Genomic DNA, 21,536 nt, shown 5'->3' with positions numbered 1-21,536 from the left:
TGCCGCATAGGATTGCCTGCTTGACATACTATTTATAGTATAGATACTATATAGCATGTGGCGTGTCGAGGAGCACAGAAGGGTTGAGAAACAGCTTGATGCCGTGCCACGGGACGTTTTGAAGCGCTATGAGAAGTGGCTGGACATAACATCTGTATCCGGTCCGTCTGGCTTACGGCTTATCAAGGGATTTAATGACGAGGCGCTTTCTGGGAAGTGGAGAGGCCATCGATCATCCCGTTTGGGAATTCAGTATCGCGTAATTTATCGGGTGGTTGCTGCAGATCAACTCTTTCAGGTTGTTGCGGTCACGGCCCATGATTATCGGAGGCCATAAATGACCCAGTTTCGTCCAGCCAAGCGCCGCGTAGCCGTTTCAGTTGGTGAATCCGTACGAATTATTCGGGAGCTTCAGGAACTCAGTCAGAATCAGTTGGCTCGGCTCACGAAAATACCTCAAGCCACAATTTCCGCGATCGAGAATGATCGCATCAGCCTGGGGGTCGAGCGCGCGAAGGTTCTTGCTCGCGCGCTCAAGTGCCATCCCGCCGTGCTTGTGTTTCCGGGTTGGGAAGAAAACGAACAGCATGCGGCATAACAATGCCATCCACGCGACGCGCGACGATGCGCGTGCGTGATCGCGAGCGTTAGCCAGCAGAAAGAGGCCTGGCTGGAGTTCAATGACCTGTTGACGGCTCCATTAAACGTATCTACAGTTATTAGATGCGTATAACCTGCGATCCCGCGAAGCGCCAGCAGACGCTAGATGAGCGGGGTCTCGATATGCGCAGGGCCAAGGAGGTCTTTGCCGGACCGCACCTGACCCGGAAAGATGACCGGTGGGATTATGGCGAGCCGCGCTACATTACAGTCGGCTGGCTGGATTCGAGGCTCGTCGTATTCGTCTGGACTCCGCGCGGCGCAGCCAGACGCATCATCAGCATGAGGCATTGTCATGAGCGCGAAGCGAAGAAAATCAGGCCGCTCCTCGCCTGAGCGAGACGAAGCGCCGGAAATCACCGATAGCTGGGTGGCCGGCGCAGACCTTTATCACGGGAAGAAGCTCGTGCGGCGCGGGCGTCCGAAACTTGCCAGCCCACGAAAGCTCCTATCTCTCAGACTGCCGCCGGAAGTTATCGATAAATGGAAAGCGACGGGACCTGGGTGGCAGACACGCATGGCGGGTGTCCTTGAGCGGTCCACTCCTAAGTCCGGTCGTTCTGCTGGCTAACCAATCGCTTCATCGGTCGCCTGACGCGTCTGTCACGCGGCTTGCAAGCGCAACCCGCGCGCCAGCCACTGGCGCCGGTGAGCTCGGACGTTAGGTGCCATTCCATCAAGTGATTATCTGTGGCACCCTTCAGGACAAATTGGAGGTATCGCCAATGTCCACGGCCAAGGAAGAGTTGACGCGTTTGATTCAGCAGCAACCGGAGGATAGCTCGCGGGAAGAGCTCATCCGGGAGCTTGCCTTTCACGCCATGGTCGCTCGTGGTCTCGCTGATTCTGACGCAAAGCGCTCCATATCGAACGAAGAAATGGGCCGACGCATTCGCTTGTGGCAGCAATAACCTGGACAACCGAGGCCGAGCGCTGGCTGCAAGACATTCACGAGTACATTGCTGCCGATAATCCGCAGGCGGCAGCACGAACGGTTGAAGGTATCTATGAACGAGCTCAGCTGCTTCGTGAATTTCCGGAGTTGGGCCATCGGTACTGGGGCTCATCGCGAAACATCCGGATATTGCTCTACGGCCATTACCGAATCACCTACCTGATCACGTCCAGTGGCGGCATAGAAATTCTCGGTGTATTCCATGGCGCACTTGATCTCAGCCGGTACGAACTCTAGCTGGCACATAACCAATCGCTCCACCGGTCGCCTGACGCACCTGTCACGCGGCTTGCAAGCGCAACCTGCGCGCCAGCCACTGGCGCCGCTCAGCTCAGGCGTTAGCGGTCCGCGACAGACTGCGTATCACGGCGTAAGATCCATGCATCTGTGAGGGAGACATGACATGGCCTCTTCCCTGAAAGACCTGGAGAAAATGGCTCGCACGCTCGCGGCCGAAGAGCGAGCCCAGCTTGCGGAAGCCCTTCTGGAGTCCCTGCAGGCATCCCCGCTGTCCGACATTGAGACGCTCTGGAATCGGGAGATTGAGGCGCGAGTGGCGGCCTATGACCGTGGAGAAACGCAGACCTACGCGGCCGAAGACGTGTTTGCCGAGGCCCGGCGCCTGTCTCGGTGAAATCGGCCAGGTTCGCACCGGCAGCAGCCCGCGCACTGGCCTTCCCCCGTGCTGGGTCGCCGGCAGCGGCGAATACCCGGCGTGTTTTTCTCCAGGGCTTTCCCTTTTCGGTCGTCTATCGGGAAGTGACTGCTGGCATCGTCATTTTCGCCGTCGCACATCAGTCCCGCAGTCCCGGCTACTCCTCGACGATGGCTGGTACCTCGTAGCGACGCGCGGTAGCCACCGCCAGTTCAGGCACCGGATCAAGTCAGGCCGGGTAACGGTCCCGGGCAAACCCGGTGACGATTTGGCGCCGGGGACTCTGAACAGTATCCTCAACCAGTCCGGGCTGAAGAAACCAGGGTGATTTATGCGATACGCAATCGTGATTGAGGCAGCAGGGACCAACTTCTCGGCGTACGTTCCTGATCTGCCCGGCTGCGTTGCAACTGGCGCTACAGTCGAAGCCACGGAGCAGGCGAAACGTCAGGCAATCGCATTTCACCTCGATGGGCTTCGAGAGGATGGCGCCCCGATTCCTCCGCCGCTGAGCCGGGTTGACTACGTCGAGGTCGCCGCCTAACCAATTGCTCTGGAGCGCTCGCGTGAATATTGCAGTGCCAGCGAGAATCCACTCCACGTGCGGCGCTCAGCTCGTCCGTTAGAAGGCCCCTCGCAAATCCCGTATTTGTCGTATGGCTATTTAGCCATACCTCTGGTAGGGTTCCTCCATGACAGCCGATTTCGACTGGGACCCGGTCAAGGATGCCGAGAATCAACGAAAGCACGGCGTGTCTTTTGGCGAGGCCCAGATCGCATTTCTCGATCCCGGCCGCGTCATAGCTCGTGACTTGGGGCACAGCCAGGACGAGCAGCGTTACTACTGCTTCGGTCGCGTATCGGAGGGCGTCCTGACAGTCAGATTCACTTATCGGGGCAACATCATTCGGATAATCGGCGCCGGCTTTTGGCGTAGGGGCAGGAAGCTTTATGAAGCACACTCAAAAGTACACAGATGAGCCACTTGGCAGGCTGGAGGTCATTGATGACTTCCTGCCGCCTCCAGACCAGCTTGTACTGAAGGAAGATGGCGTCAAGATCACAATATCCCTCAGCAAGAAGAGCGTGGATTTCTTCAAGGCTCATGCAGCACGCTCAAAGGTGCCGTATCAGAGAATGATTCGAAGCCTCCTCGATACCTATGCTGATCGTCATTCGGACCAGTCTCCAACCAAACGCTCGACCGGACGCGCATCAAAGAACACGCGCCGGTCAGCGTAGACGTTAGGTATCGACGTTCAATGCGCCCCATGAAAACGTCTGCCCTACTACTGGCAATATTGATTCCTATAGTCGGCTGGTGCGCGCCACAACCCGTCCCACCCGGAAAGATGTTCAAGGGCGAGGTTCTGGACATACGGACCCCGAACTCGGAAGGATGGGCTCTTGACCTATCCACCCCCGGTGGCTGGTCCTTTGTTCGCCATGGCGCAAGAGCAACCGAAAGCTATGTAGCTAGCGTTCTTGCATTCAATCTCACAGAGACCACGAGCAACGAAGACTTTGTGGCATTGATTAAGGAAAGTATCGAGAAAGACACATCGCCGGATCGCTTCACTGTAAGCGACGCTAGCTACGACTACACTGACGCCCGCGGATACCCATGCGTGAAGTATCAGGCGACTGCCGAAGACAAGAAGGCGCACATTTCCATCTTCAAGCGAGAACCTCAGAAGCTGCAGATCTATTCACTTTACTGCAGACACCCGATACGTCCGAGCTTGGGTTTCGCCATCACCTTTTCGCACCGCGGCCCTGATCTCGACCCGGATATCGAGAAACAAGCACAGGACTTCATCAGCGGAGTAGACGTACCGCCACATACAGCGGCACCAATGTCCGATGAAAAGAAAGACGATACCTAACCAGGCGCTTGAGCGCGACGCGCTCACGCAGGCGCCTCAGCGCACGCGTTAGGTTGCATAGGCACCACTGATGGAGTTCGAATGGGATCCGGCGAAAGCTCGTGACAACGAGGCCAAACACAGTGTCACCTTTCGCGAGGCTACCGAAGCTTTTGCCGACCCTCTATCGTCGACCGCCCTGGACCCCGATCATTCCCGGGAGGAAGATCGTTTTGTCATATTTGGCAAGACGTTGGCGGACCGGTACCTGGTCGTGGCGTTCACGGAACGCGGTGGTAGACTCAGGATCATCTCCGCACGGCAAATGACCCGCCGAGAGCGTCAGGCTTATGAGCAGTAACGAAAAAGACCTGCGACCCGAATACCCCCCGGAACTCATCCGTTCCGGCACCCGGGGCAAGTACGCCCAGCGGTATCGCGATGAGGGCACCAACATCGCCATCATCGACCCCGATCTCCACAAGCTGTTTCCCGACTCCGACGCTGTAAACCGCGCACTCCGCGACTATGTCGATAAGCGGCAGGGGTCGGCAACCTGACCAACGGTTGCAACCGTTGGCCAGGACAGGGTCAGGCAGTTCACGTTGCCATCCACGCGGCACGGCAGATCGTTCTGTCTGGAGTGCGGATCAGCCCTACCGAGCACTCAGATGGACGGCAAGCTCGTGGTTGTTCCTGCCGGAAGCCTGGACACTGAGGTTTCACTGCGTCCCACTGCCCATATATTTGTATCGAGCAGAGCAAGTTGGGATCGGGCGCTTGAAGAAGTTCCATCAGCGGAGAGGTTTCCAGCGTGAGATCAGAAGCGGCGCTGGTGATCTCTATCGTGATTGCTGTGCCAGCAGCAGGCCCGGCGTTGCCGGTGCCTGTTCCGGCGTGACCGCACGGGTCAGTGCCCAGGCCAGGCACAGGTTCGAGGAAATGACCGGCAGCGCGGACTCGTCATGCAGTACCCGCAGCGCCCGCAGGGTCGGCATGCCGGTGCCGCTGGCGAGGAGGCAGTCGGCTCCGCTACGGTCGATCTGCCTCAGGGCGGCCAGTGCGTCGTCGCTGCCCAGTTCATAGATGCGGTGCGTGTCGCTGAGCGCGGGATCCACGCGCAGTTTCGACACGATGCAGATGCCGGCGCTGTCCCAGTAGCGATAACCGGCCTCGGCGAGGTTCTCCGGGTAGGGTGATACCAGCGCCACCTTGTTTGCACCGAGCGCGGTGAGCGCCAGCCGGATCGCCTGCGCTGCGCTGATGACCGGCAGCCCGCATTCCTCGCTCGCCGCAACCGTCAGCCGCTCTTCGAGTTCCAGTCCCGCGATATAGGAGCTGCCGGTACAACCGAAGCCGAAGGCCCGCAGGCCCATGCCGCCGAAACTGCGGATCGCATCCGGCATGTGGCGGATGTAGTGATCGATGCGCTGCTCGACGCGCGGCGAGGGGTGGATGAGCCGGGTGGCATACACACCGATGCTTGCGGGGATCAGCGCGCGCAATTCCGGCTCGACGGTCGGGTTGCCATGCGGAACCGCAACACCCACCCGGCCGTCCGGTCCGTAGTCTGCCGTGTGCGATGTGCTCATGGCGCGATATTCAGGCCGCGGTGACGCCGCCATCCACGCAGACAACCTGGCCGGTCACGAAGGACGCCGCATCGGAGAGCAGGAAGGCGATGACCGCCGCCACTTCGTCGGGCGTGCCGTAGCGGCCGAGCGGAATGCTCGCGAGCAGGGCCTGGTTGCGCAGCGGGTCGGCTCGCGCCCCGGCCGTCATCGGTGTGGCGATCGGTCCGGGTGCCACGGCGTTCACCCGCACGCCGCGGCCGGCGAGTTCGATGGCGAGTGCACGTGTCAGCCCGTTGAGTCCGGCCTTCGATGCCGCGTAGGCTGCTGCCTGCGGGTGGCCGACGATGCCGATCTGGCTTGAGAGAAACACGATCGAACCTCGGCCGGCTCCCGCCATGACCTGCGCGCATTCCCGGGCCACCTCGAAAGTACTGCTGAGGTTGACGTTGAGTACGTGCTGCCACTGCGCCAGATCCGTATCGAGTCCGGCCCGGTGCTCGAAGATGCCAGCCGCGCAGACGAGTCCGTCGAGGCGGCCGTCGAGGCTCGCGATGGCATTGCGGGTGATGTCGGCAATGCGGCCGGGATCGGCCTGGTCAGCGCAATGGATGCGTGCGGCGGGCAGCAGGGAGCTGATGGGCTGCGACTCGGCCGAGTCGCGCAGCAGCACCGCGCACCGCGCGCCATCGGCCAGCGCATTCTCCAGCAACTGCCGGCCGATGCCGGAAGCCGCACCGCTGATGAGCAGGTAGCGGCCACTGAGGCTGGCTGCGGAAGAGGGTGTATTCACTTGTACTCTCGCTGGTCGGGACAGGGACGGATTGGTTGTACATGGTATGCAGTGCCCTGTATGGCCGCTCATTTTTCTGCCCGCTGCGATGTTCGCGTCGCAGCATCATTGGTGTACCATCAAGGCTACCTGTTGTTCCCGTTTACTCAATATCAGTCGAGGAACCCGCCATGAATCCGATGCTCCGGTCTGGTTTGCTGATCGCCGCTTTGACTGTATTTGCGGGCTGTACAGCCAGCAAACACTTGGATGAGGTGCGCAACGACGAGGGCACCAGGCTCACCGTCGGCACGGTCCAGAAGGAAATCAAGATGGGTATGTCGGCAGCCGAGGTTGCCGAGGTGCTCGGTTCGCCCAACATCGTGACCACCGACGAGAATCGGCAGGAGACCTGGATTTACGACAAGATTTCTACCGAGGTCGCGTATTCGAAGAGCAGCGGCGCTGTCGTTGGGCTGATTTTCGGCGGTTCCGGTGGCGGCCTCGGCGGGGCCAGCCGCAGCGCCGGCGCAGCGGCCTCATCGCAAAAGACCCTGACTGTGATCATCAAGTTTGACGATAACAAGCAGGTTCGCGACTTCTCCTATCGTCAGTCCAGCTTCTGAGGCTGCGGGCGGTGTCGAACCGCATCGATCTGATGGACCGGTGCCGTGCGCGGTGTGCGGCCCTCGCATCGGCGGGAATTGCGATCCTCGCCTTGGCGGGCTGCGCCGCAACGCCAAAGATTCCCGAGGCTGCTTTGCGCTTGCCGGAAACCACCATCGATATCCGTACCATGCAAAGCCACAGCTTTGCCGTACCCTCGGAGACCATCATTCTGGCCGCTGCCGTAGCGGTACTGCAGGATATGGAATACAACCTTGATGACGTCGAGAAGCCTCTGGGTGTACTCAGCGCATCAAAAGTATCGGATGCTGACTCGAAATCTGAAAAGACCGGCCTGTTCATGCTGGATGTTCTCTGTGCAGCGGGGGGGACCTCCTGTAACTACTCAGCTAACGCCAGTGACAAGCAGAAGATCACGGTCACGCTGGTCGTGCTGCCCAGCCTGGCCAGGAAGGGTGAATTCGTCGCGCGGGTCACTATTCAGCGTGTTGTTTTCAACAAGATGCAGCAGGTCACGTTGACAGAGCCGGTTGTCGACGCGAAAACCTACCAGGATATTTTTGACAAGCTGTCCCAGTCCATCTTCCTGCAGGTCAACAAGCTATGAGAATGAATCACGCGCCGCTGCTCGTACTGCTTACGGCGTTCCTGGCCGCTTGTGTAACGCCGGCACCACCCGATGTAACCGGTTCCGGCAGCCAGCTTGAAGCCCGCGAAATCCAGACCCGCGTCTATGACACGCTCGACAAGGCGATGACCATGCGGTCGGTCATCGCCACTCTTCAGGATCTTGGTTTCGTGATCGACAATGCCGATGTCGATCTGGGCACGGTCACCGCCACCCGCCTGACCAAGTACACCATGCGGATGACGGTAACGGTCCAGGACAAGGGGTCGAAACAGGTTTCCGTTCGCACCAACGCCCGTATCGGCGAGGAGAACGTTACCGATCCCCGCACCTACCAGGATTTCTTCGCCGCGCTCGACAAGGCCATGTTCCTGACCCAGAACAAGGTGGACTGACCAGCGCCGCTGTTTCAGTCGGGGGCCCGCGTGAAACCGCCTATATGGTTTCGCTGGCCGGGACAGAGGCCAGCAGATACGGCCGCGTCAGCTCCTCCGATACCGCCCACAGCTTCGCGGCCAGCGCGTCGTTTTCCATGTTGCCGCCCGGTGATTCCGGATTGCAGTCGGCAAAGTAGTAGCCGCTGACGGTGGCAAGCGCCGGTGCGGTTGCGACGTAACAGGTCGTGGCAGTGCCGGCCTCGATGCTCTTCATGAAAGTCCAGCCGATCAGCCGCGCGGCCGTCTGCTTCCATTCCGGGAAGCTGCGGCCGAGGTTGGTCATGATCACGCCGGGGTGTACCGAATTTGCCGTGGTCGTGGTGCCGGCAAGTTTCCTGGCCAGCTCGCGCACGTACAGGTGATTGGCGAGCTTCGATTGCCCGTACATCTTGTTCGGCTCGTAGCCGCGTTCGCCGGACAGGTTGTCGAACTCGATGCCCGATTCCGGTGCCCACTGGTAGCCGCTGCTGCTGAGGACCACGACGCGACCCTGCGCTGCAGCCCGTACCTGGGGCAGCAGCCGGTTGCCGACGATGAAGTGGCCGAGGTGATTGGTGACGAACTGCTTTTCGAGTCCGTAGACCTGCTCGAGTTCAGGCAGCGCCATGATGCCGGCGTTGAGGATCAGCATGTCGATCGGCATGCCCATGGCCCGCACCGCATCGGTGCCGGCGACGATCGACGGGAAATCGGTCAGCTCGATGACCACCGGCGTGGTGCGGCCCTGGATGCCGGCGCAGGCTTCCTCGGCTTTTTCCAGGGTGCGTGCGGCGCACAGCACGTGGGCGCCGCGCAGGGCCAGCACGCGCATGGTTTCGTAGCCGAGGCCCGAGTTGGCCCCGGTGATCAGGGCGGTCTTGCCGCTGAGATCAATGCCTGCCGTGACCTCCTCGGCGGTGGATTTCGCGCCAAAGGGTCCGACCGGCACGCCCGGCGGACGCACGACGGCCTTGTTCTTGCCGCTGCAGGCGCTGAGTGCGATTGCAGCAGCCGTGAGCGTGGTGCCGGCGATCAGCTGGCGGCGGTTGAGCAGGGGGGATGGCTGATTCATGGTGAGTGCGTGTCCTGAGTGAGGGCTTCGACCCGGCCGCTTCGATTGTAGTCCACTCATCCGCGCAGTTTGGCAGGCAAGCAGGCGGCGGGCGGTTTAAACTCATGCCAAGATCGACCCGGGAATACAGGCATGACGACGGTGAAGATAGCAGCCATCCAGATGAACTCCGGCGAAGACGTGGCCGCCAACCTCACGAGGGCGCGCCGGGCGTTGCGCTCGGCGGCCGCCGAAGGTGCGGTGCTCGCCGTATTGCCCGAGAATTTTGCGCGCATGGGCAAGCGGGAGTCGGACCGGCTTGCGCTTACCGAGGAAAACAACGTCGGCCCGCTGCAGGATTTCCTGGCTGCCGAGGCGGCCCGCGCGAAGATGTGGATCGTCGGCGGCACGATCCCGCTGAAGAGCGATGATCCGAAACGGCCCTATGCCGCGTCGCTCGTCTATGACGCGGAGGGCAAGCGTGCCGGGCGTTACGACAAGGTGCATCTCTTCGACGTCAGGGTTCCGGAGAGCGAGGAAGCCTACCGCGAGTCGCGCAGCACCACGCCCGGCACCAAGCCGCTGATCGTGGAGACACCGTGGGGCAAGCTGGGCGTTGCCGTTTGCTATGACCTGCGTTTCCCGGAGCAGTTTCGCCGCATGGCAAGCCAGGGTATGGACATCCTGGCCATACCTGCCGCGTTTACCTATCGTACGGGGCTCGCGCACTGGGAGCCCTTGCTGCGTGCGCGCGCGATCGAGAATCTTTGCTACGTCGTTGCTGCGGCGCAGACCGGCACGCACCCGGCAGGCCGTCAGACCTATGGCCGTTCGATGGTGGTCGATCCCTGGGGCGCGATCCTTGCCCAGAGTGCCGGCCGTCCGGGCGTCTGCAGTGCAAGCATCGATCCCGCGCACCTCAAGCGACTGCGACAGCAGTTCCCGGTACTCGAACACCGGCGCATCAAGACGGTGAGCTGAGCAGCGCAAACTGCTGCGGTTGCCGTCAACCACGGAATTGGAATCTGCATGAATGTCATGAGTCACGGGACTGCGCTCGAGATGGCGCGCACTGAACTGCTGGACGCTGCCGGCATCACCGACCGCGATCTGGAGCATGCGCTCGGCCTGCTCATGCGCGGCGACGTCGACAACGCCGATCTCTACTTCCAGATCGCGCGGCAGGAGTCCTGGTCGATCGAGGATGGCATCGTCAAGGGTGGTGCCTACAGCATCGAGCAGGGCGTTGGCGTGCGGGCGATGGCCGGTGAAAAAACCGGCTTTGCCTATTCCGACGAGATCGTGGTTCCGGCGCTCAACCAGGCTGCGGAAGCGGCGAGTGCGATTGTCCGCCGCGGGCAGCAGGGACGCGTCAAGGCCTGGCAGGCGCGTGCCGGCCACCGCCTGTATCCGCCGGTGGACCCGCTGCCGAGCCTTGCCGATGAGGAAAAGGTCGCCCTGCTGCAGCGGGTGGATCGCGAAGTCCGCGCACTCGACCCGCGCGTGAAGCAGGTGGTGGCGAGTCTCGCCGCTGCGCATGAGGTGATCTTCATCTGCGCCAGTGATGGCGGACTGGCTGCGGATGTCCGTCCGCTGGTGCGCTTCAATATTTCCGTGATTGTCGAGCACAACGGCCGTCGCGAGCAGGGCGTGGCCGGCGGCGGCGGGCGTCACGGTTACGAGAAGCTGGGTCACGAGCGCGTGCTGGAGTTCGGTCGCGAAGCGGTGCGTCAGGCGGTAGTCAATCTCGATGCCGTGGCGGCGCCGGCGGGCGAGATGGTAGTGGTGCTCGGGCCGGGCTGGCCCGGTGTGCTGCTGCATGAAGCCATCGGTCACGGTCTGGAGGGTGACTTCAACCGCAAGGGCACTTCGGCCTTCAGCGGCCGCATCGGAGAAGCGGTGGCCACCGGACTCTGCACGGTGGTTGATGACGGTACGCTGGAAGGGCGACGCGGTTCACTCAATGTCGACGACGAGGGCACGCCCACCAGCAAGACGGTACTCATCGAGAACGGCCGCCTGCGCGGCTACATGCAGGACCGGCTGAATGCGCGGCTGATGGGCACTGAATCCACCGGCAACGGGCGGCGTCAGTCTTTTGCCCATCTGCCGATGCCGCGCATGACCAACACCTACATGCTGCCAGGCCCGCACCACCCCGGCGAGATCATCGAGTCGGTCAAACGTGGCATCTACGCCTGCAATTTCGGCGGCGGACAGGTGGATATCACCTCCGGCAAGTTCGTCTTCTCGACCAGCGAGGCCTATCTGATCGAGAACGGCAAGCTGGGCGTACCGATCCGCGACGCCACGCTGGTCGGTGACGGTGCGACCGTCCTCAGCCGGGTGTCGATGGTCGGCAACGACCTCAAGCTCGACAGCGGCGTGGGCGTGTGCGGCAAGGAGGGCCAGTCGGTGCCGGTCGGGGTGGGTCAGCCCACGCTGCGTGTCGACGGCCTGACGGTTGGCGGCACCGGGGGTGAAGCATGAGCGGGCCGCGGAAGACGCCCGCTGTGCTGAGCGTGACCGGCGGCTTCGATTCGCTGGCGGAAAAAGTCAGCGATGCGCTGCGCCTGGCGCGTGAACTCGGTGCCTCGCAGGCCGAGGCCAGTGCAAGTTTCGGTACCGGCTTCTCGGTGAACGTGCGCATGCGCGAGGTCGAAACCCTGCAGCATCAGCGCGACCAGGGCCTCGGCATCACCGTCTGGTTCGGGCACCGCAAGGGCAGTACCAGCACTTCCGACCTGCGTCCGGCCGCGATCGAGGAGTCGGTGCGCAAGGCCTGCACGCTGGCGCGCTTCGGTTCGGAAGATGCACATGCCGGGCTGGCCGATGCCGACCGCATGCCGACAAAGGTGCCGGATCTCGATCTTTACCATCCCTGGGACCTCAGGCCCGATGCCGCCATTGAACTCGCCACTGCCTGCGAGGCGGCGGCGCTGGACAGCGATCCGCGCGTGAGCAATTCGGAGGGCGCGTCGCTCAGCGTCAGCGAGGGCTTGCATGTCTACGGCAACAGCCACGGTTTCATCGGTGGCTACCCGGAATCCAACCACAGCCTGTCCTGTGCGGTGGTCGCCAGTGCCGATGGCCTGATGGAAACCGACTACGAATACGCGGTGGTGCGCGATCCCCGGGATTTGCCGGCAGCGGCGATCGTGGGCGCCGAAGCTGGCCGCCGCGCGGTGGCGAGGCTCGGTGGCATAAAACTCGAAACCCGCACGGCACCGGTGCTGTTTCCTGCGCGCGTGGCGCGCGGGCTGATCGGCTCGCTGCTCAGTGCCATCAGCGGCGGTGCGCTGTATCGCAAGGCCTCGTTCCTCGTGGATTCGCTCGATACCCCCGTGTTTGCCAGCCGCGTCAACATCGACGAGCGGCCGCATCTGCGCAAGGCGCTCGCCAGCGCGCCCTTCGACGAGGAAGGCGTGGCGACGGCGGAACGCTGTCTGGTCGAGGCCGGTGTGCTGCGCGGTTACCTGCTCGGCAGTTACTACGCCCGCAAGCTCGGCATGGCCTCGACCGGCAATGCCGGTGGTGCACACAATCTCGTCGTGCAGCCTACCGGCGAAAGCTTTGCGGAACTGGTGGCGAAGATGGATCGCGGTCTGGTGATCGCTGACCTGATGGGCAGCGGCATCAATCCGGTGACGGGTGATTATTCGCGCGGTGCCAGCGGATTCTGGGTCGAGAACGGGCAGATCCAGTACCCGGTTACCGAGATCACGGTAGCGGGTAACCTCAAGGACATGTATCGCGGCATCCTCGGTATCGGTACCGATGTGGATCGTCGCGGGGCCGTACTGACCGGGTCGATCCTGATCGACCGGATGACAATCGCCGGCAGCTGACGCGGTCTGCCTGCGGCAGCCGCATCGCGCTCAGCCGGGTGCGCTGCCCGTCAGCAATGCCAGGGCCTGGCGATATTTCGCGCTGGTGCCATCGATGATGGCTTGCGGTAGACGCGGCCCCGGCGCTTTCTTGTTCCAGTCCAGCGTCTCCAGGTAGTCGCGCACGAACTGCTTGTCGAAACTCGGCGGACTGATCCCGGTGCGATATTCGGCAGCCGGCCAGAAGCGCGACGAATCCGGCGTCATGACCTCGTCGATCAGGTACAGCTCGCCCTGCTCGTCGAGGCCGAACTCGAACTTGGTGTCGGCGATGATGATGCCGTGCTTGCGCGCATAGGCCGCACCCTCGGTATAGATGCGGATGGCCAGCGAGCGCACGCACTGGGCGAGATCGGCGCCGATCAGCTTTGCGCATTCGGCAAAGCTGATGTTCTCGTCATGGTCGCCGATGGCCGCCTTGGTGGCTGGCGTGAACAGGGGTTCGGGCAGCTGCGCGGCGAGCGGCAGGCCGGCGGGCAGTTCGATGCCACAGATGCCGCCGGTGGCCTGATAGTCCTTGTAGCCCGAGCCGATCAGGTAACCGCGTACCACGGCCTCGATGGGCAGTGGCTTGAGCCGACGGACCAGCATGGAGCGCGAAGCGACGGTCGCGCGCTCAACCGGATCGGTGATGACGTCTTCGAGTTTCAGACTGGCCAGGTGGTTGCGGACGATGCCTGAGGTGCGTCCAAACCAGAAGTTCGACAGCTGAGTCAGTACTTCGCCCTTGCCCGGAATCGGGTCGGGCAGCACCACATCGAAAGCGGACAGCCGGTCGGTGGTGACGATCAGCAAATGGTCCGCGTCCACGGCATAGATGTCGCGCACCTTGCCTTGACTGAGCCGGGTGAGGGCTGTCAATCTGGATTCGTAGAGTGCGTCAGGGGCGATCTCGGCATTCATCAGCAGCATTCTAGCAGCGGGACCCCCGCTTGGCTTTTCAGTACATGGCATGGATAGGCAAAGTCGGCGGCGGCATTCTCGGTCTGATCGTCGGCGGCCCGCCGGGAGCGATCATCGGTGCGGCGCTTGGCCACCAGTTCGACCGCGGTGCCGGACCAGGGGGGCTGCGCGGGCTCGGCTACAACCCGGCAGATGCCGGCATATGGTCGGCGGCCGACCGGCAGCGGCTTTTCTTCGAGACCACGTTCTACGGTCTGGGTGCGCTGGCCAAGGCTGACGGCCGGGTCTCCGAGGAAGAACTCGACTCGGCGCGCACCGTCATGGCGAACATGCGCCTGCCGCCAGCGGCCGTGCGTCGGGCGATGGATTGCTTCACGCTGGGCAAGGGCCCGGATTTTCCGCTGCAGGAGCATATCGCCAGGCTGCGGCTTGCCTGTCGAAGCCAGCCGCAGCTGCTGCAGACCTTTCTCGAGATCCAGATGGATTTCCTGCTCGGCAAGGCGGCGATCGGTACCGGGGAGCGTGCGCTGCTGCTGCAGATGGCCCGCACGCTTGGCGTCAGCACACTCGGGCTCACGCACCTGGAAGCGGCACTGCGCGCCCGTCGTGCCTTCCGCCAGCAGCGCACCACCAGCACGCCACAGCAGACTCTGGGCGGCGCCTATCGGGCCCTGGACATCGAGCCTGATGCCAGCGATGCCGAGGTCAAGAAGGCTTACCGGCGGCTGATGAACCAGCATCACCCGGACAAGCAGGCAGCCCGCGGCTTGCCCGAAGACATGCTCGAAACGGCGAAGGAGCGTACGCACGAGATCCGTGCTGCCTATGAACTGATCCGCGAACACCGGGGCATGCGCTGAGCGCGTGCTATATTTTCGGCCCTGTCCCCGCAGCGAAAAGCAGCTTCAGTGAAATCACCCGCCCGCCTGATCGCTCCGTCCATCCTCTCGGCGGACTTCGCCCGGCTCGGCGAGGAAGTCGAGGCCGTACTTGCCGCCGGCGCCGACGTGATTCACTTCGATGTGATGGACAATCACTATGTGCCGAACCTGACCATCGGTCCGCTGGTCTGCGCGGCGCTGCGCAAGCGCGGCATCAAGGCACCGATCGATGTGCATCTGATGGTGCAGCCGGTGGATGAACTGGCGCGCGCCTTTGCAGCTGCCGGCGCGAGCTGGATCAGCTTTCATCCCGAGGCAACCCGGCATGTGGACCGGACGATCAGCCTGATCCGCGAACTCGGCTGCCGTCCGGGCCTGGCGCTGAATCCCGCCACGCCGCTCGATTGTCTGGACTACACGCTGCCGCATCTCGACCTCGTGCTGGTCATGTCGGTGAATCCGGGCTTCGGTGGCCAGGCATTCATTCCGGGCACCCTGCCGAAGCTGCGCGCAGTGCGCGAGCGGATTGCGGCGCTGGGCCGTCCGGTGATGCTGGAAGTGGATGGCGGGATCAAGGCCGACAATATCCGCAGGGTTGCGGAGGCCGGCGCGGACGTGTTCGTGGCAGGTTCGGCGATCTTCGGCAGCGCTGATTACGCCGCCACCATCAAGCGCATGCGCAACGAGCTCGCCACTGTGTCGTCGTAGGAGCGCCTTCAGGCGCGGTTATTGGCCCGAGATCGCGCCTGAAGGCGCTCCTACGACGCGCGAGCAGTTCAGAGGCCGACGGCTTTCAGCCTGGGCTTCGGGCGCGCGTTGAAAACGACGATCGTCTTCCCGCTGGCGGAAATCAGGCCCTGTTCCTCGAGTACCTTCAGTACGCGGCCGGCCATCTCGCGTGAGCAACCGACGAGCCGTGACAGTTCCTGGCGGCTGACCTTGATCTGCATGCCGTCCGGATGGGTCATCGCGTCGGGTTCGTTGCACAGGTCCATGATGGCGTGCGCCACACGGCCGGTGACATCGACGAAGGCGAGGTCGCCGAGTTTGCGGTTGGTGCGGTCGAGGCGGGTGGCGAGCTGGGTGGCCAGTTCAAAGACCAGTCCCGGGCTCTCGCTGGCGATCTGCCGGAAGCGGGCGTAGGTCATTTCGGCGATTTCTGCCGTGGTGCGCGTTCGCACCCAGGCGCTGCGGGCGGGCTGATCGTGAAACAGGCCCATCTCGCCGAAGAACTGTCCCTTGTTCAGGTAGGCCAGCACCATCTCGTTGCCGTCCTCGTCCTCGATCATCACTTCGACCGAGCCGTCCATGATGTAGTAAAGGCTGTCAGGCACATCGCCCGCATGGATCATGACGGTCTTGCCTGGCACGGTGCGTACGCGGCAGTAGGTCAGGAAACGGTTGATCGCCGGAACTTCGCTCATCGATTTGCCGGTAGTCGTCATTGCAGTATCTCCCCAATTAAACCCGTACAAGCCCAAGTCTGCCCGGGTCAAAACCCCTTCGAGCCACCACGCCCGAAAACCCGAAACAGAACGAAGAATATGTTGAATGCGGGGCTTACGGTACGTCATCGGCGCAGCAACGTGAACTGCGGCCTGCCGGAACTGTGAGCGGAGTCACAAAAAGGTGCCGGATTTATTTTCCGCCCCGCGCTCCAGAACCCGGTGGTTGTCAGCAGATTTGAGTGTGGCGTGGCTTCCGTTTGCGCCCCCATAGTCCTCAGCCATGAGCGTCAACCCCAGGGTTCCCGGCATTGACGTAGTCCGGCAAAGACGTATAGCATGGCCATGCTGACCTTTGTCGAGACGCGCCTGTTTTCGCGCCTGGCCGACGAGTACTTGGGAAATATAGATGAAAAAGACTAGCGCAAGGCGGAGTATTGGCGTGGAGATCCTCGAGGGTCTTCAGGAAATCAAACGCGGACAGCATGGTCGTGTGACGACGCTGCCATCGGTTTCCACAATTCGCGACCGGACCGGTTTGTCTCAAGCCCGGTTTGCGGAGTTGTTGGGCGTTTCCGTTCGCACCTTGCAGGAGTGGGAGCAAGGGCGACGTACCCCTTCCGGCGCTGCGCGTACGCTTCTGGCGGTGGCCGCACGCGATCCGAAGGCCTTGCTCGCGGTCGCCTAACGGAAAAAGGTGCCAGATTTATTTTCCACGGGAAAAGGTGCTACAGGGTGTCTGTAGCAGGAGTCGTAGCAAGGGCAGTTGGCGAGATTTCCACAAACTGCCAAATTGACCTGGGACCCGTTTCTATAGCCATTCAAGCCGCGAGGTTTGCAGTAAGCACAGTCCCGTCTTGGCGAACCGCCGCCGGGGTCCGGTAGGCGAGCGCGCTGCACGCGCATTGGCAGCACGGTTCAGGCCACAACAGCCCTCGTAATCTGCCGGAACTCCTCATCCGTGATCAGCCGTCCCTGGCTGGTGCCGAGTTCCTTGACGCGGGCCAGAACCTCCGCGTGTGCGGATTCGGGCAGCTTGATGCCAAGCTCCTCGGCCTTGAGCTGCACGCTGACCAGGCCGCTCTTCTTGCCGAGCACGATCTTGCGTTCGGCGGCGACGAGGTCGGCGGAATAGGGTTCGATGGCGGCAGGTATGTGGAACTGGGTGGCCACTGCGCCGCTCTCGCGGATGAAGAGGTTGTCGCCGACTACCGGGCGCCAGCCGTCCACGCGGTAGTTGCCGGCTTTCTGTACCAGTGCCGAGACCTGTCGTGCCTGGGTGAGGTCGAGTTCAATGGGCACGTTGTAGAGGCAGCTCAGCGCCAGCGCGACCTCGCAGAGATCGGAATTGCCGGCGCGTTCGCCGATGCCGTTGATGGTGCCCTGGATCCAGTCGGCGCCGCCGCGCACGGCGGCGATGGCGGAAGCGGTACCCAGCCCGAAGTCGTTGTGGCCGTGGAAGTGCAGCGGCACATCGGGGCCGATCCAGCCGCGGACCTCGCGGATCATGCTTTCCACGGCTTCGGGGGCGCAGGCGCCGATGGTGTCGACCACGGCGAGTTCGGTGGCGCCGGCATCGAGTGCGGTCTGGTAGACCTTGCGCAGGAAGCCGAGCTCGCTGCGCGTGCTGTCGACGGGGAAGAACAGTACCTTCATGCCGTTCTTCACCGCGTGCTGCACCGATTCGCTGACGTTCCTGATCACCCTGGCCTGGTCGAAACCGTAGGCCTTCATCTTGATCTCGCTGGTGGAGATCTCGATCAGCGCCTGGCTGATGCCGAGGTCGATCAGTGCGTCGAGGTCGCCGCGCACGGCACGGGAGAAACCCCAGATCTCGGACTTGAGACCGGCCTTGAGGATGCGCCGCACCGCCTGCGTGTCGGCTTCCGATACGCGCGGAAAGCCGGCTTCGATCCGGGCCACGCCGAGCTTGTCGAGGCCGCAGGCGATGGCGAATTTCTCGTCCGGGTCGAAGACCACGCCGACGGCCTGTTCGCCGTCGCGCAGGGTGGTGTCGTAAAAACGCACGGGGCGGCTGCGGTTGAAGCCGGCCTGCACTTCCTTGCGCTGGTTGAGGTCGCTGATCCAGATCTTGTCTTGCATGTCGGTCCTTTGGCTGAGTTTCAGGCCAGCGCGATCGGGCGCACCAGCGAAGCCTCGCCGCCCTTGATCTTGAGCGGCAGCACCACGACCGTCGATACGGACTGGTGGTCGGCCGCAAGGGCCTCGAGGGTCAGGCTTTTCATCACGTAGATGCCGTTTTCGATCATCAGCTGACGATGGGCATCGAAGAGGTTGGGTACGCCGATGGACAGGTTGTCGGTGCCCACCAGGCGCGGCTTGCGCGCGGCGATCCAGCCCACCGCTTCCGGCGACAGGCCGGCCCACTTGTAGAGGTAGGCGTCGCGGTCGGTTTCGAAGTAGCGCGCGTAACCGGTGCGCACCAGCACGCAGGAGCCGTCCTCGATGTTGATCTTCTGCCGTTCGGCCGCGGCCTCGAGATCGGCGACGGTGATCGAATAGCGCTCGGGAAGTACCTCCATGCCGAGCGCGGCCGGAATGTCGAACAGCGTGGCGGGCAGCACCAGCGGTGGCACCTTCTCCATGCTGTGCAGTGGTGCGGGCAGGTCCACGAAACCGATGTCGCGCTGGTAGGGGCGGATATCGATGCCCTGTACCTTGTAGTCCTGCGACATGTGTACCGGCACGTCGAAATGCGTGCCGGAATGCATGGAGGTGATGAGCAGGCTGATCGCATCGCCAAAGCCCGGCTCGATCTTGCCGAGATCCTTCTCCACGTACTCGTGGTAGCGGTACAGGTAGAACTGGAAGGGCGGGTCGAAGGGATGCACCGGCATGCCGGGCCAGTAGGCCTGGCCGAGGTCATAGACGCGCGCCCTGGCCAGCAGTTCGTGCAGTGCCGGTGTGCTCATGCTCCCGGCCGGCTCAGGCCGCGACTCCGCAGATTTCGAGGATGCAGCGCACGTAGATCCGCGTCATGTCCACCATGTCGCCGATGTGCACGTGCTCGCCCTGGTGCGTGGAGAAACCGCCGCCGCCGCTGCGCAGCCTGCCGGCCGAGCCGTAGTTCACCGTGGGAATGCCGTAGCGGTTCATGTGGGCAGCATCGCTGTACCAGGTTTCAGTGCCGAACTCGGGCGCCTTGCCGAGCTGCTCAGTGTGAGCGCTGACGATGGTCTTGATCAATGCATGGTCGTCGGGAATCGAGGTGCCGGGTGCCGAGACATAGATGTCCACGGTGGTGCCTTCCAGCGCCGGGTTCCTGTTGACCACGTCGCGAACCAGCTGGCGGACTTCGTGATAGGCCTGCACGGGCAGCACATCCGGCAGGGTGCGCACATCCAGATAGATGCAGCAGTCGTCCGGCGTCCGCGCGCCGCGCCACGGCCAGCCGCCCTCGATGGCAGCGATGTTCACCTTCGGCCGGAAATCACCCAGGGCATTGCGTTCGATGTACTCCGGCATCCACTTGTGCAGGGCATCGAGCACCAGCGTGGCGTTGCTGATCGCATTCTGCTCGGGCTTCGACCAGGCCGTGTGGATCAGGACGCCCGGTACCTTGATCTTCAGCCAGGTGGTTCCGCAGTGGCGCGGAATCAGCATCATGTTGGTCGGTTCGCCGAGGATGCAGTAGTCGGCAACCGCGCCGTGCGTGATCGCATACTTGGTGCCCACGCCGTAGCCCTGGAAGCCCGGGCCGTCGAAATCGTTGACCGGTGCCTTTTCGATCTCGCCGCAGACCCCGGCGATGACCACGTCGCCGGCCAGCCTGATGCCGGCCGCCTGGATCGCTTCGCATGCCGTCACATAGGTGGCCAGTGCGCTCTTCATGTTGAAAGAGCCCATGCCGTAGATCCATTCGTCGTCCACCACCGTGCCTTCGCAGCGGTAGCCGATGCCCCGGCTCGCCTGCTCGGGACCGAAGGAGGTATCGAGGTGGCCGTTGAACATCAGGCTCTTGCCCTTGCCGGCACCTTCGAGGATGCCGACGGCGTTGTAGCGCTGATCACCGATGGGCTGCAGGGTGGAGCGGAAGTTGGCAGCGCGCAGGACTTCGTGCAGCGCACGACCCATGTCACCTTCGCTGCCGGTCGGACTCGGCACGTTGACCAGTTGCACGACCAGGTCGACCAGCCGGTCGCGGTCGATCTGCTCGATGGCACGCGTGACGAGATTCGGATCGGTCTTGTTGCTCATGATGGCACCCCCTGTTTGTCTGTGATCAACCGGCTCAGTCGCCCGCCACGATATGCGTGGTCAGGGTGCCGAGCTTCTCGATATTGGCCTCTACCAGGTCGCCGGGTTTCAGCCACTCCGGTACGGCCATGCCGGCGGCGACGCCGGGCGGGCTGCCGCTGGTGATGATGTCGCCGGGCTCGAGTGTGGTGTTGGACCACCACGAGACAAGCTCGGCGGTCTTGTAGTGCATCTGCGAGGTATTGGCGTCCTGACGCACCACGCCGTTCACCTTCAGCTGCATCGCGAGCTTGTGCGGATCGCCGAGCTCGTCCGGCGTCACCAGGTGCGGCCCGAAGGGGCAGGAGCCGTTGAAACTCTTGCCGAGCAGGATCACCTTGTTGGAATGCTCGCGGGCCTGGATGTCGCGTGCCGACAGGTCGTTGAAGATCGTGTAGCCGGCGACGTAGTCCATGGCGTCGGCGATCGATACGCGGAAGGCCGGCTTGCCGATGATGATGGCGATCTCGATCTCGTAATCGAGCTGCTTGGTGAAGTGCGGTACCGGCACTTTCGCGCCGGAGGCCACCACCGAGGAGGGTGCTTCCAGAAAGCCGGTCGGGTGCTCGAAGTGGAAGTCCTTCCAGTTGTGCGACTGCCACTCGGGTTCTTTCCAGGTGGTCAGTTCGCTGAGGTGCGCGGTGAAGTTGCAGGAGGTATGCATGATCTTGCCCGGCCGTGGCACCGGCGCAGCGAGCACGATTTCATCCGGTGCAAAGGCATAGCGATCGCCGCCGGGCCCGCGCAGCTTCGCCAGCCCGGTCGGGTCCAGTTTCGCGTCGAGCTGTTTGAGGGCGGCGCGTGCCGCATGCATGCCGGTGTCGCCGAGCTGCAGGAAAGCGAGCATGTCGGCCGGCAGTTGCCCGCCGGTCAGCGCGTGCAGATCGATGTAGCAGTGGCCGACAAAGGCGCCGATCGTCTTGCGCCCGCCATTGGCGATTGTGAAACTTGCCAGTTGCATGG

31 protein-coding genes are annotated in these 21,536 nt (G+C 62.7%); 22 read left to right on the top strand and 9 right to left on the bottom strand.

Going from position 1 to position 21,536, the window contains the following annotated elements; genetic code table 11:
• The first annotated feature begins 337 nt into the window (after positions 1-337).
• The 13 genes from H6979_09755 to H6979_09695 all read left to right on the top strand — a co-directional run bounded on the left by H6979_09755 (position 338) and on the right by H6979_09695 (position 4,953).
• Entirely contained in the window at positions 338-598 is a 261-nt protein-coding gene (locus H6979_09755) for a helix-turn-helix transcriptional regulator (GenBank protein ID MCP5140129.1), read from the top strand.
• A 125-nt stretch (positions 599-723) separates the two neighbouring features.
• Entirely contained in the window at positions 724-996 is a 273-nt protein-coding gene (locus tag H6979_09750) for a BrnT family toxin (GenBank protein MCP5140128.1), read from the top strand.
• The gene (locus H6979_09745; GenBank protein ID MCP5140127.1) at positions 956-1,231 is read left to right on the top strand and encodes a BrnA antitoxin family protein; all 276 of its coding nucleotides are present in this window, start codon (positions 956-958) and stop codon (positions 1,229-1,231) included. Before H6979_09750 ends, H6979_09745 begins: the two co-directional genes overlap by 41 nt.
• Before the next feature lie 327 nt (positions 1,232-1,558).
• Entirely contained in the window at positions 1,559-1,852 is a 294-nt protein-coding gene (locus H6979_09740) for a type II toxin-antitoxin system RelE/ParE family toxin (protein ID MCP5140126.1), read from the top strand.
• Between the two features lie 166 nt (positions 1,853-2,018).
• The gene (locus tag H6979_09735) at positions 2,019-2,249 is read left to right on the top strand and encodes an addiction module protein (protein MCP5140125.1); all 231 of its coding nucleotides are present in this window, start codon (positions 2,019-2,021) and stop codon (positions 2,247-2,249) included.
• A 1-nt stretch (position 2,250) separates the two neighbouring features.
• Positions 2,251-2,598 carry a type II toxin-antitoxin system HicA family toxin gene (locus H6979_09730; GenBank protein MCP5140124.1) on the top strand — a complete coding sequence of 116 codons (348 nt, stop codon included), beginning with the start codon at positions 2,251-2,253 and terminating at the stop codon, positions 2,596-2,598.
• 3 nt (positions 2,599-2,601) lie between these two features.
• Complete coding sequence (locus H6979_09725; protein MCP5140123.1) at positions 2,602-2,814, top strand: type II toxin-antitoxin system HicB family antitoxin; 213 nt, start codon at positions 2,602-2,604, stop codon at positions 2,812-2,814.
• Between the two features lie 148 nt (positions 2,815-2,962).
• Entirely contained in the window at positions 2,963-3,250 is a 288-nt protein-coding gene (locus H6979_09720) for a BrnT family toxin (protein ID MCP5140122.1), read from the top strand.
• A complete protein-coding gene (locus tag H6979_09715) occupies positions 3,222-3,512 on the top strand; it encodes a CopG family transcriptional regulator (GenBank protein MCP5140121.1) in 291 nt (96 codons plus the stop codon). The genes H6979_09720 and H6979_09715 overlap by 29 nt, the downstream gene beginning before the upstream one ends.
• A gap of 110 nt (positions 3,513-3,622) precedes the next feature.
• Positions 3,623-4,156: a hypothetical protein gene (locus H6979_09710; GenBank protein MCP5140120.1), complete on the top strand. Its 534-nt coding sequence runs from the start codon at positions 3,623-3,625 to the stop codon at positions 4,154-4,156.
• 70 nt (positions 4,157-4,226) lie between these two features.
• Complete coding sequence (locus tag H6979_09705; protein ID MCP5140119.1) at positions 4,227-4,496, top strand: BrnT family toxin; 270 nt, start codon at positions 4,227-4,229, stop codon at positions 4,494-4,496.
• The gene (locus H6979_09700; GenBank protein MCP5140118.1) at positions 4,486-4,695 is read left to right on the top strand and encodes a hypothetical protein; all 210 of its coding nucleotides are present in this window, start codon (positions 4,486-4,488) and stop codon (positions 4,693-4,695) included. Before H6979_09705 ends, H6979_09700 begins: the two co-directional genes overlap by 11 nt.
• A 45-nt stretch (positions 4,696-4,740) precedes the next feature.
• On the top strand, positions 4,741-4,953 hold the full coding sequence (locus tag H6979_09695; GenBank protein ID MCP5140117.1) for a GFA family protein: 213 nt from the start codon (positions 4,741-4,743) through the stop codon (positions 4,951-4,953).
• Positions 4,954-4,977: 24 nt separating this feature from the next.
• Here the strand turns inward: H6979_09695 and H6979_09690 are convergent, their stop codons facing one another.
• Both H6979_09690 and H6979_09685 read right to left on the bottom strand, forming a co-directional pair.
• Positions 4,978-5,727, bottom strand: coding sequence for a hypothetical protein (locus H6979_09690; protein ID MCP5140116.1), 750 nt, complete (start codon positions 5,725-5,727; stop codon positions 4,978-4,980).
• A gap of 10 nt (positions 5,728-5,737) precedes the next feature.
• Positions 5,738-6,499 carry an SDR family oxidoreductase gene (locus tag H6979_09685; GenBank protein MCP5140115.1) on the bottom strand — a complete coding sequence of 254 codons (762 nt, stop codon included), beginning with the start codon at positions 6,497-6,499 and terminating at the stop codon, positions 5,738-5,740.
• Between the two features lie 170 nt (positions 6,500-6,669).
• Between H6979_09685 and H6979_09680 the strand changes: the two genes are divergently transcribed.
• The 3 genes from H6979_09680 to H6979_09670 are packed head-to-tail and all read left to right on the top strand — an operon-like array spanning position 6,670 to position 8,128.
• Positions 6,670-7,104, top strand: coding sequence for a hypothetical protein (locus tag H6979_09680; GenBank protein MCP5140114.1), 435 nt, complete (start codon positions 6,670-6,672; stop codon positions 7,102-7,104).
• A gap of 11 nt (positions 7,105-7,115) precedes the next feature.
• On the top strand, positions 7,116-7,712 hold the full coding sequence (locus H6979_09675) for a hypothetical protein (protein MCP5140113.1): 597 nt from the start codon (positions 7,116-7,118) through the stop codon (positions 7,710-7,712).
• Positions 7,709-8,128: a hypothetical protein gene (locus tag H6979_09670; protein MCP5140112.1), complete on the top strand. Its 420-nt coding sequence runs from the start codon at positions 7,709-7,711 to the stop codon at positions 8,126-8,128. Before H6979_09675 ends, H6979_09670 begins: the two co-directional genes overlap by 4 nt.
• 40 nt (positions 8,129-8,168) lie before the next feature.
• On the opposite strand, the gene H6979_09665 is transcribed toward H6979_09670, so the two are convergent.
• Positions 8,169-9,221, bottom strand: a complete 1,053-nt coding sequence (locus H6979_09665) for an SDR family NAD(P)-dependent oxidoreductase (protein MCP5140111.1) — start codon at positions 9,219-9,221, stop codon at positions 8,169-8,171.
• Between the two features lie 132 nt (positions 9,222-9,353).
• Here H6979_09665 and H6979_09660 point away from each other — a divergent pair, with 132 nt between their 5' ends.
• Genes H6979_09660 through pmbA form a run of 3 tightly spaced genes read left to right on the top strand, consistent with a single transcriptional unit; the run spans position 9,354 to position 13,048 of the window.
• Positions 9,354-10,181, top strand: coding sequence for a carbon-nitrogen hydrolase family protein (locus H6979_09660; protein ID MCP5140110.1), 828 nt, complete (start codon positions 9,354-9,356; stop codon positions 10,179-10,181).
• A 57-nt stretch (positions 10,182-10,238) separates the two neighbouring features.
• On the top strand, positions 10,239-11,690 hold the full coding sequence (gene tldD, locus H6979_09655) for a metalloprotease TldD (protein MCP5140109.1): 1,452 nt from the start codon (positions 10,239-10,241) through the stop codon (positions 11,688-11,690).
• Entirely contained in the window at positions 11,687-13,048 is a 1,362-nt protein-coding gene (gene pmbA, locus H6979_09650; GenBank protein ID MCP5140108.1) for a metalloprotease PmbA, read from the top strand. The genes tldD and pmbA overlap by 4 nt, the downstream gene beginning before the upstream one ends.
• A 30-nt stretch (positions 13,049-13,078) precedes the next feature.
• Here the strand turns inward: pmbA and H6979_09645 are convergent, their stop codons facing one another.
• The gene (locus H6979_09645) at positions 13,079-13,990 is read right to left on the bottom strand and encodes a phosphoribosylaminoimidazolesuccinocarboxamide synthase (protein MCP5140107.1); all 912 of its coding nucleotides are present in this window, start codon (positions 13,988-13,990) and stop codon (positions 13,079-13,081) included.
• A gap of 29 nt (positions 13,991-14,019) precedes the next feature.
• Here H6979_09645 and djlA point away from each other — a divergent pair, with 29 nt between their 5' ends.
• Both djlA and rpe read left to right on the top strand, forming a co-directional pair.
• On the top strand, positions 14,020-14,850 hold the full coding sequence (gene djlA, locus H6979_09640; GenBank protein ID MCP5140106.1) for a co-chaperone DjlA: 831 nt from the start codon (positions 14,020-14,022) through the stop codon (positions 14,848-14,850).
• Positions 14,851-14,916: 66 nt separating this feature from the next.
• Positions 14,917-15,579, top strand: a complete 663-nt coding sequence (gene rpe, locus H6979_09635) for a ribulose-phosphate 3-epimerase (GenBank protein ID MCP5140105.1) — start codon at positions 14,917-14,919, stop codon at positions 15,577-15,579.
• Between the two features lie 68 nt (positions 15,580-15,647).
• On the opposite strand, the gene crp is transcribed toward rpe, so the two are convergent.
• Positions 15,648-16,295, bottom strand: coding sequence for a cAMP-activated global transcriptional regulator CRP (crp, locus tag H6979_09630; GenBank protein MCP5140104.1), 648 nt, complete (start codon positions 16,293-16,295; stop codon positions 15,648-15,650).
• Positions 16,296-16,725: 430 nt separating this feature from the next.
• On the opposite strand from crp, the gene H6979_09625 reads away from it, so the two are divergent.
• Positions 16,726-17,004 (top strand): helix-turn-helix domain-containing protein, encoded by a 279-nt coding sequence (locus H6979_09625; GenBank protein ID MCP5140103.1) that lies wholly within the window; start codon positions 16,726-16,728, stop codon positions 17,002-17,004.
• Positions 17,005-17,234: 230 nt separating this feature from the next.
• Here the strand turns inward: H6979_09625 and aksA are convergent, their stop codons facing one another.
• Genes aksA through H6979_09605 form a run of 4 tightly spaced genes read right to left on the bottom strand, consistent with a single transcriptional unit; the run spans position 17,235 to position 21,534 of the window.
• Positions 17,235-18,419: a homoaconitate hydratase gene (gene aksA, locus H6979_09620; protein MCP5140102.1), complete on the bottom strand. Its 1,185-nt coding sequence runs from the start codon at positions 18,417-18,419 to the stop codon at positions 17,235-17,237.
• 20 nt (positions 18,420-18,439) lie between these two features.
• Entirely contained in the window at positions 18,440-19,249 is an 810-nt protein-coding gene (locus H6979_09615) for a cyclase family protein (protein MCP5140101.1), read from the bottom strand.
• 13 nt (positions 19,250-19,262) lie between these two features.
• On the bottom strand, positions 19,263-20,534 hold the full coding sequence (locus H6979_09610) for a M20/M25/M40 family metallo-hydrolase (protein MCP5140100.1): 1,272 nt from the start codon (positions 20,532-20,534) through the stop codon (positions 19,263-19,265).
• Between the two features lie 34 nt (positions 20,535-20,568).
• A complete protein-coding gene (locus H6979_09605) occupies positions 20,569-21,534 on the bottom strand; it encodes a fumarylacetoacetate hydrolase family protein (protein ID MCP5140099.1) in 966 nt (321 codons plus the stop codon).
• Positions 21,535-21,536: the final 2 nt, after the last annotated feature.

It is taken from the genome of Chromatiales bacterium (genome assembly GCA_024234935.1).
In the GTDB taxonomy this organism is placed as follows: domain Bacteria; phylum Pseudomonadota; class Gammaproteobacteria; order Steroidobacterales.
Note: the sequence above shows the minus strand (reverse complement) of the source record. Positions and strands in the feature narration are given on the sequence as shown.